Below are 12,743 nucleotides of genomic sequence, written 5' to 3' on the forward strand. Positions count from 1 at the left end.
TGACTCTGCTGACTCTGCTGACTCTGCTGACTCTGCTGACTCTGCTGACTCTGCTGACTCTGCTGACTCTGCTGACTCTGCTGACTCTGCTGACTCTGCTGACTTTGCTGACTCTGCTGACTCTGCTGACTCTGCTGACTCTGCTGACTCTGCTGAAGCAGTCGCTCTTACTGCATACCCAATATAATCAAAGGGCCACCCGGTTGGATGGCCCTAAAATAGACTAAAATAATAAAATCAGTGGATTACCTGTGAAAGGAATGCACGGGTTCTCTCAGACTTAGGATTAGAGAAAAACTCTTGTGGCGGTGCCTGTTCGACGATCTCCCCGCGATCCATAAAGATCACTCGATCCGCAACGGTGCGAGCAAAGCCCATTTCATGGGTAACACACAGCATTGTCATCCCGTCTTCAGCCAGACCAATCATCGTGTCCAGCACTTCTTTCACCATTTCTGGGTCCAGCGCGGAGGTAGGTTCATCAAACAGCATGATCTTTGGCTTCATGCACAGCGAGCGCGCAATCGCTACGCGCTGCTGCTGGCCACCCGACAGCTGGCCGGGAAACTTATGTGCATGTTCAGCAATGCGGACGCGTTCCAGATAATGCATAGCCAGCTCTTCTGCCTCTTTTTTCGGCGTTTTACGAACCCAGATTGGCGCAAGCGTACAGTTCTGCAGCACGCTAAGATGCGGGAATAAATTAAAATGCTGGAAAACCATGCCCACTTCCGTGCGCACGCGCTCAATATTGCGCAGATCGTCGTTAAGCAGAGTTCCATCAACCACAATGCGACCCTGCTGATGCTCTTCCAGATGATTGATACAGCGGATCGTGGTGGATTTACCGGACCCCGAAGGACCGCACAGAACGATTCGCTCGCGTGGTTTGACCGCCAGATTAATATTCTTCAGCACGTGGAACTGCCCGTACCATTTATTAACGTTTTCGAGCGTAATCATCATCGCATCGTCAGAAGGGGTAATAATTTGAGTCATTTAATTAACCTCAGTGCGGCGTACGCCCGGTGTGAAAGCGCTTTTCCAGATGCTGGCTGTAGCGCGACATGCTAAAACAGAAAATCCAGTAGACCAGTGCAGCAAAAACGTATCCTTCGGTCGACATACCCAACCAGGTGGGGTCGACGGTCGCCTGCTGCACGCTACTAAACAGATCGAATAGTCCGATGATGATCACCAGACTGGTATCTTTGAACAGGGCAATAATGGTATTTACCAGCCCCGGAATTACCAGTTTCAACGCCTGAGGCAGGATAACCAGCCCCTGCGTTTTCCAGTATCCCAGCCCCAGCGATTCTGCGGCTTCGTACTGACCCTTTGGCAGCGCCTGCAGGCCACCGCGAACCACTTCCGCCACATAGGCCGACTGAAACAGGATCACCCCAACCAGTGCGCGGATAAGCTTATCAATGGTGCTGCCTTCCGCCATAAACAGCGGCAACATAACTGAGGACATAAATAGCACGGTGATGAGAGGAACTCCCCGCCAGAACTCAATAAACAGGATGCACAGCGTACGGACAACCGGCATGGTTGAGCGACGACCCAATGCCAGCAGGACCCCCAGCGGTAGCGCCCCGGCAATCCCCACTGACGCAATAATCAACGTCAGCGTCAATCCCCCCCACTGACGAGTTTCAACCCGATCCAGGCCGAAATAGCCACCATACATCAGCAGCCAGACGACTATCGGGTAGGTAATTGCCCAGGCGGCAATATAGCGGCCTCTGCGCGGTAATCTGCTGACGAACATAGGCACGATCGATATCAGCCCGATAATCAGGGCCAGATTGATGCGCCAGCGCAGTTCATGCGGATACAGGCCATACATAAACTGGCCGAAGCGCGCATGGATGAATATCCAGCAGGCTCCTTCCTTAGTACAGTCTGCCCGGGTGGTGCCAAACCAGTTAGCCTGGAAGATCAGCCAGTTCAGAGCCGGTGGGATAACCGACCACATCACCCACAGACAAAACAGAGTCAGCAGGGTATTACCCCAGCTGGAAAACAGATTCTTCCTGGCCCAGGTCACCGCACGCGCAAGCGCGTTGGGAGCAGCGGGCGAAGTTTCATGAGTGACAACAGTCATAATTATCCGTTCTCTTAGCGCTCAATGAGGGCGATCTTGCGGTTATAAATATTCATGAGCAGCGATATCGACAGGCTGATAATGAGGTAAACCCCCATCGTAATGGCGATCGTTTCGATAGCCTGGCCTGTCTGATTCAGTACCGTTCCGGCAAACAGCGACACCATATCCGGGTAGCCAATCGCCGCAGCCAGAGAAGAGTTCTTCACGATATTGAGATACTGACTGGTCAACGGCGGAACGATGACCCGCATGGCCTGCGGAATAATTACCTGACGCAGCGTGACGGGGTTTGGCAGGCCCAGCGAACGGGCCGCTTCATGCTGACCGTAAGGCACTGACTGAATACCCGAGCGGATAACTTCTGCGATAAAGGAAGAGGTGTAAATTGACAGTGCCAGCGTTAACGCCGCCAGTTCCGGTATCAGCACAAAACCACCGCGGAAGTTGAAGCCGCGCAGCTCAGGGACATCCCAGTGCATTGGACGGCCTGCAAACAGCGATGCCACAAGCGGAAACAGGATCAGCATAGCGATAGCTGCAGGCCAGGTACGACGCAGTTGGCCGGTCTTCAACTGATGCATTCTGTTGTAGCGGAAGAGAGCGACGGTGATCACGACAGCCAGCAAAATCGCGATCAGGAACGGCCACGTTCCCGGCGCATACTCAGGCCAGGGAATGTACAGTCCGCGATTGCTGACAAACGCGAGGTCGAAGGCGCTGAGTGCCTGGCGAGGGCCGGGTAAATTACGCAATACGGCAAAGTACCAGAAGAAAATCTGTAACAGCGGCGGGATATTGCGGAACGTCTCAATATAGATATTAGAGATTTTACGCAACAGCCAGTTGTCAGATAACCGCGCCAGTCCAATAAAGAAGCCGAGAAACGAGGCAAACACAATACAGAGTGCGGAAACCAGCAGCGTATTGGTCAGGCCGACCAGAAAAACGCGAGCATAGGTATCGCCTTCACTGTAATCAATCAGATGCTGAACAATACCAAAGCCTGCACTGCGTTCCAGGAAGCCAAAACCGGAGGTAATTCCCCGGTTTGCAAGGTTGATGATGGTGTTATGGATCAGGTAGCCAGCAACGATAAGTACCGCGGCGATCGCAGCGATCTGATAAAACCATGCGCGAACCGCAGGATTACTGAATGAAAAATCCCTTTTTACGGTTGGGCGTTGAGACATGTTGAAACCTCAGTAACGAAAATTCTGATGTGGGCACCGCTGGAGCGGTGCCCGGTATTCGGAGGAATTAACGTACTGGCGGTGCGTACTGAATGCCGCCATTGTTCCATAGCGCATTCTGACCACGGGCAATTTTCAGCTGACTGTCTTTACCGACGTTACGGTCAAAGACTTCCTGATAGTTACCGACCTGCTTAACGATGTTGTAAGCCCATTTGTTGTCGAGCTTCAGATCTTTACCAAAATCACCTTCGGCACCCAACAGGTGAGCCATATCAGGCGTCGTAGGCTTCGCAGCCATCTGGTCAACATTTTTAGAGGTGATACCCATCTCTTCGGCATTCAGCATGGCGAACAGTGACCATTTCACAATCGTGAACCAGTCATCATCGCCGCGGCGTACCACTGGTCCCAGAGGCTCTTTCGAGATGACTTCCGGAAGAACGATAAATTCATCAGGCTTGCCCAGCTTGATACGCAGGGCATACAGCTGAGACTGGTCGGAGGCCAGCGTATCGCAGCGGCCGGTATCCAGCGCCTTAGCGGATTCGTCTGAACGGTCAAAGGTGACCGGCGTGTACTGCATTTTGTTCGCTTTAAAGTAATCAGCCACGTTCAGTTCGGTATCGGTACCGGCCTGAATACAAACCGTTGCGCCATCCAGCTCTTTTGCACTTTTCAGGCCTGCTTTCTGGTGGGTCAGGAAGCCGATGCCGTCGTAATAGTTAACGCCGGCGAAAATAAAGCCCATACCACCGTCGCGCGCAGAGGTCCAGGTGGTATTACGCGACAGAATATCAACCTCACCGGATTGCAGTGCGGTAAAACGCTCTTTCGCAGTCAGCGGGGTATATTTCACTTTTTCCGCATCACCAAACACCGCTGCGGCTGCAGCACGACATACATCCACATCAATACCGGTAAATTTGCCGCTGGCATCCGCATAGGAGAAGCCCGGCAAACCATCACTGATACCACATTGAATGAAGCCTTTCTTTTTAATGGCATCCAGAGTGGTGCCCGCGTGGGCCTGATTGGCAACGGCAAACAGTGTTGCAGCGGCAATCAACGTGGAGAGCATCATTTTTTTCATAAAGCATCCTGTGTGGCGGGATCATATTGTTATGTTTTAACGCACGCTTTGGTGCGCTTGCCTGTCTGGCTATTCACTGCTTTGCAAACACGGTGCCAGGTTTGCATTGCGCTGAATTCCTTGGAAAGCTTTACTAATAATCAGAAGGGAATTGAAAGTTTTATTAATATCGCGCACTGGGGCGGGGCAAAAATAGATGGCTTGGTCACAGATGGTGCAAACAGTTTCACTATATGGAAACGCTGTGAGAAAGGTAACAATTTTGTAAGGGTTTTGTAGGGAAATAGATAAAAGCCAGCGAGGATACGCTGGCTTTCATAATTCAGAGAGGGCTATTAGTAGAGAGAAGTCGCCCCTGCCGGGCGAGTTTTAAAGCGGCGATGCAGCCACATATACTGGTTTGGCGCGCGCATGATCTCGCGCTCAATCACGCGGTTCATATAGGCTGCTGCCTGCTGCTCGTCATCGATCGGATAATCTTTCAGTTCTGGTTGGATGACCAGTTCATAGCCGCTGCCATCCTCTTTGCGGATCAGCACGACGGTCACCATCGCCGGTTTTGCCATACGGGCCAGCATCCATGTACCGCTGGTGGTGGCGGCCTGGGGGACGGCGAACAGCGGCGCAAACACGCTGCCTTTCGGGCCGTAATCCTGGTCTGGAGCAAACCAAACGGCTTCACCCTGTTTTAGAGCCTGGACCATGCCACGTAGATCACGGCGGTTGATCATCGCCTTGTTAGAACGCATACGTCCTTTGGTCTGAACCCATTCCATCAGCTTGTTATTGTGCGGGCGGTACATGGCCATCATCGGCTGGCAGAGGCCCATCGCCCGGCCACCCAGCTCAAGCGACATGAAGTGCACGCCAATCACTAAGGCGCCGCGGCCCTCGCTCTGTGCAGCCTGAAGATTATGCAGGCCATTAACCTTGAACCAGCGCTTAACGCGACGATCTGACCAAAACCATGCCATTCCAGTTTCAATCAACCCCATCCCAAGGGATTCAAAGTTTCCGACGATGCGGTGCTCCAACTGCTCCCGATCCATATCCGGGAAACAGAGTTCCAGGTTACGGCGGGCAATCGAGACGCGGCGCTTCATAAAGCGCATTGAAGTGCGCCCCATCCAGCTGCCAAGTCGGTGTAATAACGGATACGGCAGCTGTACCAGCAAAAACAGTACGCTGACGCCAAACCAGGTAAGCCAGTAACGCGGGTGCAGATAGCCCCTCTGGAACTTAGGTGAATGCTTCATAATTACTCGTATAGCGTTAAGGGATGGTGAATCTGTATTGCATTAATGAAACGAATAGCTGCGGTACAGTAACTCAGACACCCAATCAGGACGATGGTTTAACCGGGTTCCGCTACCGGCAAAAACTTTACATTCGTGGGGCGTTACGCACTGCGGTCAGAAAGGTGAGGGCGGCGGGCCTGCGAAGGCATTTCCATTGGCGCTGAGTGTACACAGGTTACAGGCCATCCAGGAAGGGGGTAAGCCGAATAATCTGAGAAGAATTTCAAGAGCGAAAACTGTCAGGTCAGAGTCATTGAATTATCGACAAAAAATGCACTATCAGATTGACTCAATTTCTTCTGCCGAACGGAGCGTTTAAGCAATTTATCAGGCTATTAAAAAAGGCGCTTCCCATGCCGAGGAGCGCCTTTTATCAAACATATCACTGATTAGTATCAGTTCATGCCGTATTTTTTCAGTTTCTTACGCAGTGTTCCGCGGTTGATACCCATCATCAGGGCTGCACGGGTCTGGTTGCCACGGGTGTATTGCATCACCATGTCCAACAGAGGCTGTTCTACTTCAGCCAGTACCAGCTCATACAGGTCATTCACATCCTGACCATTCAGTTGAGCAAAATAGTTCTTCAGTGCCTGCTTGACCGAATCACGCAGTGGCTTTTGGGTCACCTGATCCTGTGAGTTCACGGTAGATACGGTCAGTACGTCAGAATTTACGCGTTGTTCGAACATAGTTCTGTCAGCTCTTTATTTCTAATTACGCAAGATTTTCGAAGTATGCCTCCAACGCCTCCAGCTGTTCGCTGGCATCCTCAATGGCGTTGAATGTGCGCCGAAACTGGTCGTTTGGGGCATGCTCCTGGAGATACCAGGAGACGTGCTTTCGGGCAATACGGTATCCTTTGCGGTGACCATAAAAGTCGTGCAGTTCCCGTAAGTGCTCGATGAGCAAGCGCTTTACTTCAGCCAGTGGCATCGGTGCCAGCAGCTCCCCAGTGTCCAGATAATGCTGGATTTCCCGGAAGATCCACGGTCTTCCCTGAGCCGCGCGTCCTATCATCAGGGCATCAGCCCCCGTATAGTCAAGCACAGCTCTGGCTTTATGCGGGTCAGTAATGTCTCCATTCGCGATAATCGGAATGGATACGTTCTGCTTAACTGTCCGAATGCTGTCGTACTCAGCTTCGCCGTTGAACAAACAGGCGCGTGTGCGTCCATGAATTGTCAGGGCCTGAATACCGCAGCGTTCAGCCAATTGGGCAATCTCTACGCAGTTGCGGTTGTCGCTGTCCCAGCCGGTGCGAATCTTTAACGTTACCGGTACGTCAACTGCATTGACCACCGCCGAGAGGATAGACTTCACCAGCTCAGGGTGCTGCAGCAGTGCCGAACCTGCCATTTTCCGATTCACTTTTTTGGCCGGACATCCCATGTTGATGTCAATGACCTGCGCACCTGATGCTGCATTGATACGCGCGGCTTGTGCCATCTCTTCCGGGTCACAACCTGCAATTTGCACGGTACGAATACCTGGCTCATCACTGTGTACCATACGCAACCGTGATTTATCGCTGGCCCAAACTTCAGGGTTAGACGACAACATCTCGGATACGGTCATTCCAGCGCCCATTGAATAGCAAAGGGTCCTGAACGGCCTGTCGGTGATCCCGGCCATCGGGGCTGCAATCAATCGATTACGAAGCTGGTGATTTCCTATGCGCATGAAAAAAAAGTGACCATAGTGTGTCCGCAAGGCGGCGTATATTACGCATTTTTTCAGGAAGATGAAAGGCCAAACTTTGAACAATCTAACGCTAGCGGTCAATGTCGTGCGTAGCTCAGCCCATGTTGTATATTTTAATTCATATAAAACAATAAATTAAAAAATTATGCTGAAATTGTGTACAAAGATTTTTCTTTTTTTGTGACCAATATAACAACATTTTTCACGTCAGATTGGGTGTTATTTGGCACATGTGACGCAAAGAACGCGCTGACACAGTTCTAATGACCTGCGCCAGCGAAATTTTAGTGGCGGATACCGGTAATACGGCACCACTCCTCTTTCTCGGCGACCGGGTCGAGAGTAAAGGTGTCTGCGTAGGCTTCACAGACGCTTTCTGCCTGGCTCGCCAGTACGCCGGAAAGTCCCAAATGACCACCGCTTTTTGGTAACACGCTAATCAGCGGTGCCAGTTCGCGCAGCGGGCCTGCGAGGATATTGGCAACTACCACGTCGGCACTCAGGTTGTCCGGCTGCTGGTGGGGCAGGTACAGCGACAGGCGTTCAGAAACACCGTTACGTTCAGCGTTGTCACGGCTTGCCTGAATAGCCTGAGGATCGATATCAATGCCAATCGCCTGTGCAGCACCCAGCTTCAGCGCCGCAATGGCCAGAATGCCGGAGCCGCAGCCAAAATCGATTACTGTTTTACCCACTAGGTCCAGGCCATCCAGCCATGCGAGGCACAGCGCTGTGGTGGGATGGGTGCCGGTGCCAAAGGCGAGCCCCGGATCGAGCATGACGTTAACCGCCTCAGGGTCCGGTACATCACGCCAGCTTGGGCAAATCCACAGACGCTGACCAAAGCGCATCGGGTGGAAGTTGTCCATCCACTCGCGCTCCCAGTCTTTATCTTCGATCTGCTCGATCTTATGGTGGAAGCTCGATCCCAGCAGCGGATGTTGTTCCAGTCCGGCGATCACGTCCGGCATCTCGGTTTCTGCATCAAACAGACCGATGACGTCGGTATCACCCCACAGGCGGGTTTCGCCCGGCAGCGGTTCGAAAACCGGATTATCGTGCGTATCCTGGAAGGTCACCGATACCGCGCCGTTTTCAATCAGTGCGTCACCGAGTTCTTCAGCCTGAGCGCCGGTCGTATTAATCTTCATCTGTATCCAGGGCATAGCAATTCTCTTATTCAAACAGGGTGGAGGCCTTCTGCGGTTCAGCAGCAGAGTGGCCAAAACGGTTGCCGGCAATAAAGGCCAGCAGGCTCAGCAGCAGCGCAGGCACAATGGGGTGGAAACCCATCGGCTCAATGTGCAGGCTGGCCAGCAGTGTGTAACAGGCTGCACCGGTAATCATGCTGCTCAGTGCGCCAGCGGCATTGGCCTTTTCCCAGTACAGCCCCAGCACCAGCGGCCAGAGGAATACGGCTTCAAGCCCACCGAACGCCAACAGATTCAGCCAGATAATCATATCGGGTGGATTCCACGCCGCCAGCAGCAGAAGCAGACCCAGCACCAGCGTTACCAGACTGGAGAAGCGTTTAAGCAGGCGCTCGTTCGCCATATGCTCGGGTCGTACACGCAGGTAGAGATCTTTCACGATCGTTGCCGATGATTGTAGCAGCTGGGCATTGATCGTTGACATGATCGCCGCCATCGGTGCGGCAAGAAAGATCCCGGCGGCCAGCGGTGGCAGTACCTGGATCATCAGCGTCGGGATCACCTGGTCGGGGATCGCCAGATCCGGCAGCACGGCGCGGCCCAGAGCACCGGCCAGATGCATCCCCAGCATCAGCACGGCGACCACGATGGTACCGAGGACGATGGCCATATGCACCGCTTTGCTGTCTTTATAGGAGATACAGCGCACGGCGGTATGTGGCAGGCCAATCACCCCGAAGCAGACCAGAACCGAGAAAGAGGCGAGGAACGTTGGCGTCAGAATATTATCCACACCGGAAGGCGTAATCAGCCGGGGATCGATCGCTTCCAGTTTGGCAACAGCACTGTGCATTCCGCCTGCCGCGTGGATCACCGCATACAGCAGCAGAAACGTTCCCAGCAGCATCACCAGGCCCTGCATTGCATCGTTCAGCACGCTGGCGCGGAAGCCGCCAAAGGCGGTATACAGGGCAATGCTGCCGCCGAAGATCAGCAGGCCGGTATCGTAAGGTATCCCTGCTGCCGTCTCCAGCAGGCGCGCGCCGCCGATAAACTGCACCGTCATCGCGCCGATAAAGGCAACCAGCAGACTCAGACTCGCCAGCCACACCAGCAGGGGGCTGCGGTAGCGGGCATACAGCATATCGTTGAGCGTGACGGCGTTATAGCGACGGGCAAGAATCGCGAACTTTTTCCCCAGTACGCCCAGCGCCAGCCAGACAGCGGGAACCTGTACCATCGACAGCAGCACCCAGCCGAGGCCGTATTTATAGGCGGCACCCGGGCCACCGATAAAGGAACTGGCGCTGATATAAGTGGTGGTCAGGGTCATCGCCAGCACAAAGCCGCCCATGGAACGGCTACCAAGGAAATACTCGGTGAGGAAACTGCCTTCGCGGCGCTTGCGCATGGCAAATACCGACAGACCGGCGACCAGCAGTAAATAGCCAATCAGCGGTAAAATAATCTCAAGCTTCACTGTCATCCTCCAGAGGAATATCGCGGAAAACCACGCGAACCATCAGCCAGCAGAGAAATATAAACAGGCCGGGCACCAGCAGGCAGGAGAGCTCAAACCAGTGTGGCAGCCCGGTGATGCCGGGGCGTTCGTCCCACAACCAGGCAGTCAGCACCCAGCAGGCAAGATAAGCCACCGCCAGCCAGAATGACCAGCGTGCTTCTTTATTCGCCTGTAGAAAACGCGTATCCATCCGTATCTCCTCAGAGTGACGGCAAAGGTTCATTTATGCAGGGATGGCAGAGTTAAGGCTCATGACCCGGCAACACCTTTAGAAGTGACTTACGGGGAAGGAGAATGGGCCTGACGATGCAGGCCCACGAGCAGGCAGGATTACTTCTCTTGCAGGCCGAGTTTCTTCTCCAGGTAGTGGATGTTGGTTCCACCGTGCTGGAAGTTCTCGTCTGACATGATTTTCATCTGCAGTTCGATATTGGTTTTAATCCCGTCAATAATCAGCTCCGCCAGCGCATTTTTCATGCGGGAGATAGCAACATCGCGGGTTTCACCGTAGGTGATCAGCTTGCCAATCATTGAATCATAGTACGGCGGCACGCTGTAACCGGCGTAGATATGTGATTCCCAGCGCACGCCAAAACCACCAGGCGCATGGAAGCGGGTGATCTTGCCTGGGCTTGGCAGGAAGGTGTTCGGGTCTTCGGCGTTAATACGGCATTCCACCGCATGGCCGCGAACGGTCACTTCTTCCTGTTTGATTGACAGCGGTTGACCGGCAGCGATACGCAGCTGCTCTTTGATCAGATCCACGCCGGTGATCATTTCAGTAACCGGGTGCTCAACCTGAATACGGGTGTTCATTTCAATGAAGTAGAACTCACCGTTTTCAAACAGGAACTCGAACGTACCCGCACCGCGATAGCCGATATCCACACAGGCTTTAGAGCAACGCTCGCCGATATAGCGACGCAGTTCTTCAGTAATGCCCGGTGCTGGCGCTTCTTCCACCACTTTCTGGTGACGACGCTGCATGGAACAGTCGCGCTCGGCCAGATAGATAGCGTTGCCCTGACCATCGGCCATAACCTGGATTTCGATGTGGCGTGGATTTTCCAGGTACTTTTCCATGTACACCATGTCGTTGTTGAAAGCCGCTTTGGCTTCCGCTTTCGTCATGGTGATGGATTGCTCCAGATCTTTGTCGCTGCGCACAACGCGCATACCGCGACCGCCGCCGCCGCCGGAGGCTTTGATAATCACCGGATAACCAATGCGTTTTGCAAAGGCACGGTTTTTATCCATGTCCTCGGTCAGTGGACCGTCTGAACCTGGCACGGTAGGCACACCGGCTTTCTTCATCGCGGTGATAGCGGAAACTTTATCGCCCATCAGGCGGATGGTATCCGCTTTTGGTCCGATAAAGATAAAGCCAGAACGCTCAACCTGCTCGGCAAAGTCTGCATTCTCGGACAGGAACCCGTAACCCGGATGGATAGCCACCGCACCGGTGATTTCCGCCGCAGAGATCAGCGCCGGAATATTCAGATAGCTTTTTACCGACTGAGCCGGGCCGATGCAGACGGTTTCGTCTGCCAGCAGCACGTGCTTCAGGTCGCGATCCGCAGTGGAGTGCACGGCAACGGTTTTGATGCCCAGCTCTTTACAGGCACGCAGAATACGCAGCGCAATCTCACCACGGTTAGCAATTACAATTTTATCAAGCATGGTTCGCCTCGTTATTCGATGACTACCAGCGGCTCGTCAAATTCAACTGGCTGACCGCTTTCGACCAGGATCGCTTTCACAACGCCGGATTTATCGGCTTCGATCTGGTTCATCATTTTCATGGCTTCAACGATGCACAGAGTGTCGCCGGCGTTAACTTTCTGGCCAATTTCAATGAAGGCTTTGGCATCCGGGCTTGGGGTACGATAGAACGTCCCTACCATTGGAGAGCGCACGATGTGGCCGCTGATCTCAGCTGCCGCTGGTGCTTCCATAGCCGGTGCAGAGGCAGGAGCCACGGCGGCGGCCAGAGCGGGCTGTGGCTGCTGCATCATTGGCGCAGCGTAAGCCTGCTGCATCATTGGATAGCCAACGTTAGCCGGGGAACGGCTGATACGAACTGACTCTTCGCCTTCAGAGATTTCCAGTTCAGCGATACCTGATTCTTCAACCAGTTCGATCAGTTTCTTAATCTTACGAATATCCATAAGTGTGGTTCCGTACTCTGTTTAATTAGATGGTGACAGGCGTTTTACCGCTGTCTGTAAAGCCCAGGAATAACCGTCGACGCCAAGTCCACAGATCACGCCGGCAGAAATATCAGAAAGATATGAATGATGGCGAAAAGGCTCACGGGCATGCACATTTGACAGATGAACTTCGATAAATGGGATGCTAACTGCCAGCAGCGCATCACGCAGTGCTACGCTGGTATGGGTGAATGCCGCCGGGTTGATGACGATATAATCGACATTGCCTTTTGCCTCATGTATGCGATCAATCAACGCATGTTCCGCATTGGACTGGAGATGGCTCAGGGTAACGTTCAGCGCTGCGGCCTGTGTCGTCAGATCGCTGACAATCTCGCCCAGCGTCGTGTGGCCATACTTTTCCGGCTCACGCGTACCCAGCAGATTCAGGTTGGGACCGTTCAAAAGGAGTACATGAAACTTATCCGTCATCTTGCTGCTATCTCCTGCGATAATTGAGGC

14 protein-coding genes are annotated in these 12,743 nt (G+C 53.3%); 1 reads left to right on the forward strand and 13 read right to left on the reverse strand.

Annotated elements, in window-relative coordinates; translation table 11 throughout:
• On the forward strand, positions 1-227 hold a 227-nt coding region (locus tag JOE09_RS16355), incomplete at its 5' end, for a hypothetical protein (protein WP_205066519.1).
• 10 nt (positions 228-237) lie between these two features.
• On the opposite strand, the gene JOE09_RS16360 is transcribed toward JOE09_RS16355, so the two are convergent.
• From JOE09_RS16360 to aroQ, 13 genes are all read right to left on the reverse strand, one after another.
• A complete protein-coding gene (locus JOE09_RS16360; RefSeq protein WP_105592870.1) occupies positions 238-999 on the reverse strand; it encodes an amino acid ABC transporter ATP-binding protein in 762 nt (253 codons plus the stop codon).
• A 10-nt stretch (positions 1,000-1,009) separates the two neighbouring features.
• Positions 1,010-2,110: an amino acid ABC transporter permease gene (locus tag JOE09_RS16365; RefSeq protein ID WP_205066520.1), complete on the reverse strand. Its 1,101-nt coding sequence runs from the start codon at positions 2,108-2,110 to the stop codon at positions 1,010-1,012.
• Positions 2,111-2,124: 14 nt separating this feature from the next.
• Positions 2,125-3,303 carry an amino acid ABC transporter permease gene (locus JOE09_RS16370; protein WP_205066521.1) on the reverse strand — a complete coding sequence of 393 codons (1,179 nt, stop codon included), beginning with the start codon at positions 3,301-3,303 and terminating at the stop codon, positions 2,125-2,127.
• 67 nt (positions 3,304-3,370) lie between these two features.
• Positions 3,371-4,396, reverse strand: a complete 1,026-nt coding sequence (locus JOE09_RS16375) for an amino acid ABC transporter substrate-binding protein (protein WP_105592873.1) — start codon at positions 4,394-4,396, stop codon at positions 3,371-3,373.
• Between the two features lie 335 nt (positions 4,397-4,731).
• Positions 4,732-5,652, reverse strand: coding sequence for a kdo(2)-lipid IV(A) palmitoleoyltransferase (gene lpxP / locus JOE09_RS16380; protein ID WP_205066522.1), 921 nt, complete (start codon positions 5,650-5,652; stop codon positions 4,732-4,734).
• Between the two features lie 437 nt (positions 5,653-6,089).
• Positions 6,090-6,386 carry a DNA-binding transcriptional regulator Fis gene (gene fis, locus JOE09_RS16385; protein WP_000462905.1) on the reverse strand — a complete coding sequence of 99 codons (297 nt, stop codon included), beginning with the start codon at positions 6,384-6,386 and terminating at the stop codon, positions 6,090-6,092.
• A 25-nt stretch (positions 6,387-6,411) separates the two neighbouring features.
• The gene (gene dusB, locus JOE09_RS16390; protein WP_105592875.1) at positions 6,412-7,377 is read right to left on the reverse strand and encodes a tRNA dihydrouridine synthase DusB; all 966 of its coding nucleotides are present in this window, start codon (positions 7,375-7,377) and stop codon (positions 6,412-6,414) included.
• Between the two features lie 305 nt (positions 7,378-7,682).
• Entirely contained in the window at positions 7,683-8,564 is an 882-nt protein-coding gene (prmA, locus tag JOE09_RS16395; protein ID WP_205066523.1) for a 50S ribosomal protein L11 methyltransferase, read from the reverse strand.
• A gap of 10 nt (positions 8,565-8,574) precedes the next feature.
• Positions 8,575-10,029, reverse strand: a complete 1,455-nt coding sequence (gene panF / locus JOE09_RS16400) for a sodium/pantothenate symporter (protein WP_205066524.1) — start codon at positions 10,027-10,029, stop codon at positions 8,575-8,577.
• Complete coding sequence (locus JOE09_RS16405) at positions 10,019-10,261, reverse strand: YhdT family protein (RefSeq protein ID WP_105592878.1); 243 nt, start codon at positions 10,259-10,261, stop codon at positions 10,019-10,021. The genes panF and JOE09_RS16405 overlap by 11 nt, the downstream gene beginning before the upstream one ends.
• Positions 10,262-10,401: 140 nt before the next feature.
• Positions 10,402-11,751 (reverse strand): acetyl-CoA carboxylase biotin carboxylase subunit, encoded by a 1,350-nt coding sequence (gene accC, locus JOE09_RS16410; protein ID WP_200561802.1) that lies wholly within the window; start codon positions 11,749-11,751, stop codon positions 10,402-10,404.
• An 11-nt stretch (positions 11,752-11,762) separates the two neighbouring features.
• The gene (gene accB, locus JOE09_RS16415) at positions 11,763-12,239 is read right to left on the reverse strand and encodes an acetyl-CoA carboxylase biotin carboxyl carrier protein (protein WP_200546516.1); all 477 of its coding nucleotides are present in this window, start codon (positions 12,237-12,239) and stop codon (positions 11,763-11,765) included.
• A gap of 21 nt (positions 12,240-12,260) precedes the next feature.
• Positions 12,261-12,713, reverse strand: a complete 453-nt coding sequence (gene aroQ, locus JOE09_RS16420; protein ID WP_205066525.1) for a type II 3-dehydroquinate dehydratase — start codon at positions 12,711-12,713, stop codon at positions 12,261-12,263.
• Between the last annotated feature and the right edge of the window lie 30 nt (positions 12,714-12,743).

Origin of the sequence: Pantoea coffeiphila (assembly GCF_016909495.1) — a bacterium.
GTDB lineage: Bacteria > Pseudomonadota > Gammaproteobacteria > Enterobacterales > Enterobacteriaceae > Erwinia > Erwinia coffeiphila.

Excerpts from the sequence above, each read along its gene's own strand:
- JOE09_RS16360 (WP_105592870.1), bottom strand. The coding sequence starts at position 999 with ATGACTCAAATTATTACCCCTTCTGACGATGCGATGATGATTACGCTC.
- JOE09_RS16365 (WP_205066520.1), bottom strand. The coding sequence starts at position 2,110 with ATGACTGTTGTCACTCATGAAACTTCGCCCGCTGCTCCCAACGCGCTT.
- JOE09_RS16370 (WP_205066521.1), bottom strand. The coding sequence starts at position 3,303 with ATGTCTCAACGCCCAACCGTAAAAAGGGATTTTTCATTCAGTAATCCT.
- JOE09_RS16375 (WP_105592873.1), bottom strand. The coding sequence starts at position 4,396 with ATGAAAAAAATGATGCTCTCCACGTTGATTGCCGCTGCAACACTGTTT.
- lpxP (WP_205066522.1), bottom strand. The coding sequence starts at position 5,652 with ATGAAGCATTCACCTAAGTTCCAGAGGGGCTATCTGCACCCGCGTTAC.
- fis (WP_000462905.1), bottom strand. The coding sequence starts at position 6,386 with ATGTTCGAACAACGCGTAAATTCTGACGTACTGACCGTATCTACCGTG.
- dusB (WP_105592875.1), bottom strand. The coding sequence starts at position 7,377 with ATGCGCATAGGAAATCACCAGCTTCGTAATCGATTGATTGCAGCCCCG.
- prmA (WP_205066523.1), bottom strand. The coding sequence starts at position 8,564 with ATGCCCTGGATACAGATGAAGATTAATACGACCGGCGCTCAGGCTGAA.
- JOE09_RS16405 (WP_105592878.1), bottom strand. The coding sequence starts at position 10,261 with ATGGATACGCGTTTTCTACAGGCGAATAAAGAAGCACGCTGGTCATTC.
- accC (WP_200561802.1), bottom strand. The coding sequence starts at position 11,751 with ATGCTTGATAAAATTGTAATTGCTAACCGTGGTGAGATTGCGCTGCGT.
- accB (WP_200546516.1), bottom strand. The coding sequence starts at position 12,239 with ATGGATATTCGTAAGATTAAGAAACTGATCGAACTGGTTGAAGAATCA.
- aroQ (WP_205066525.1), bottom strand. The coding sequence starts at position 12,713 with ATGACGGATAAGTTTCATGTACTCCTTTTGAACGGTCCCAACCTGAAT.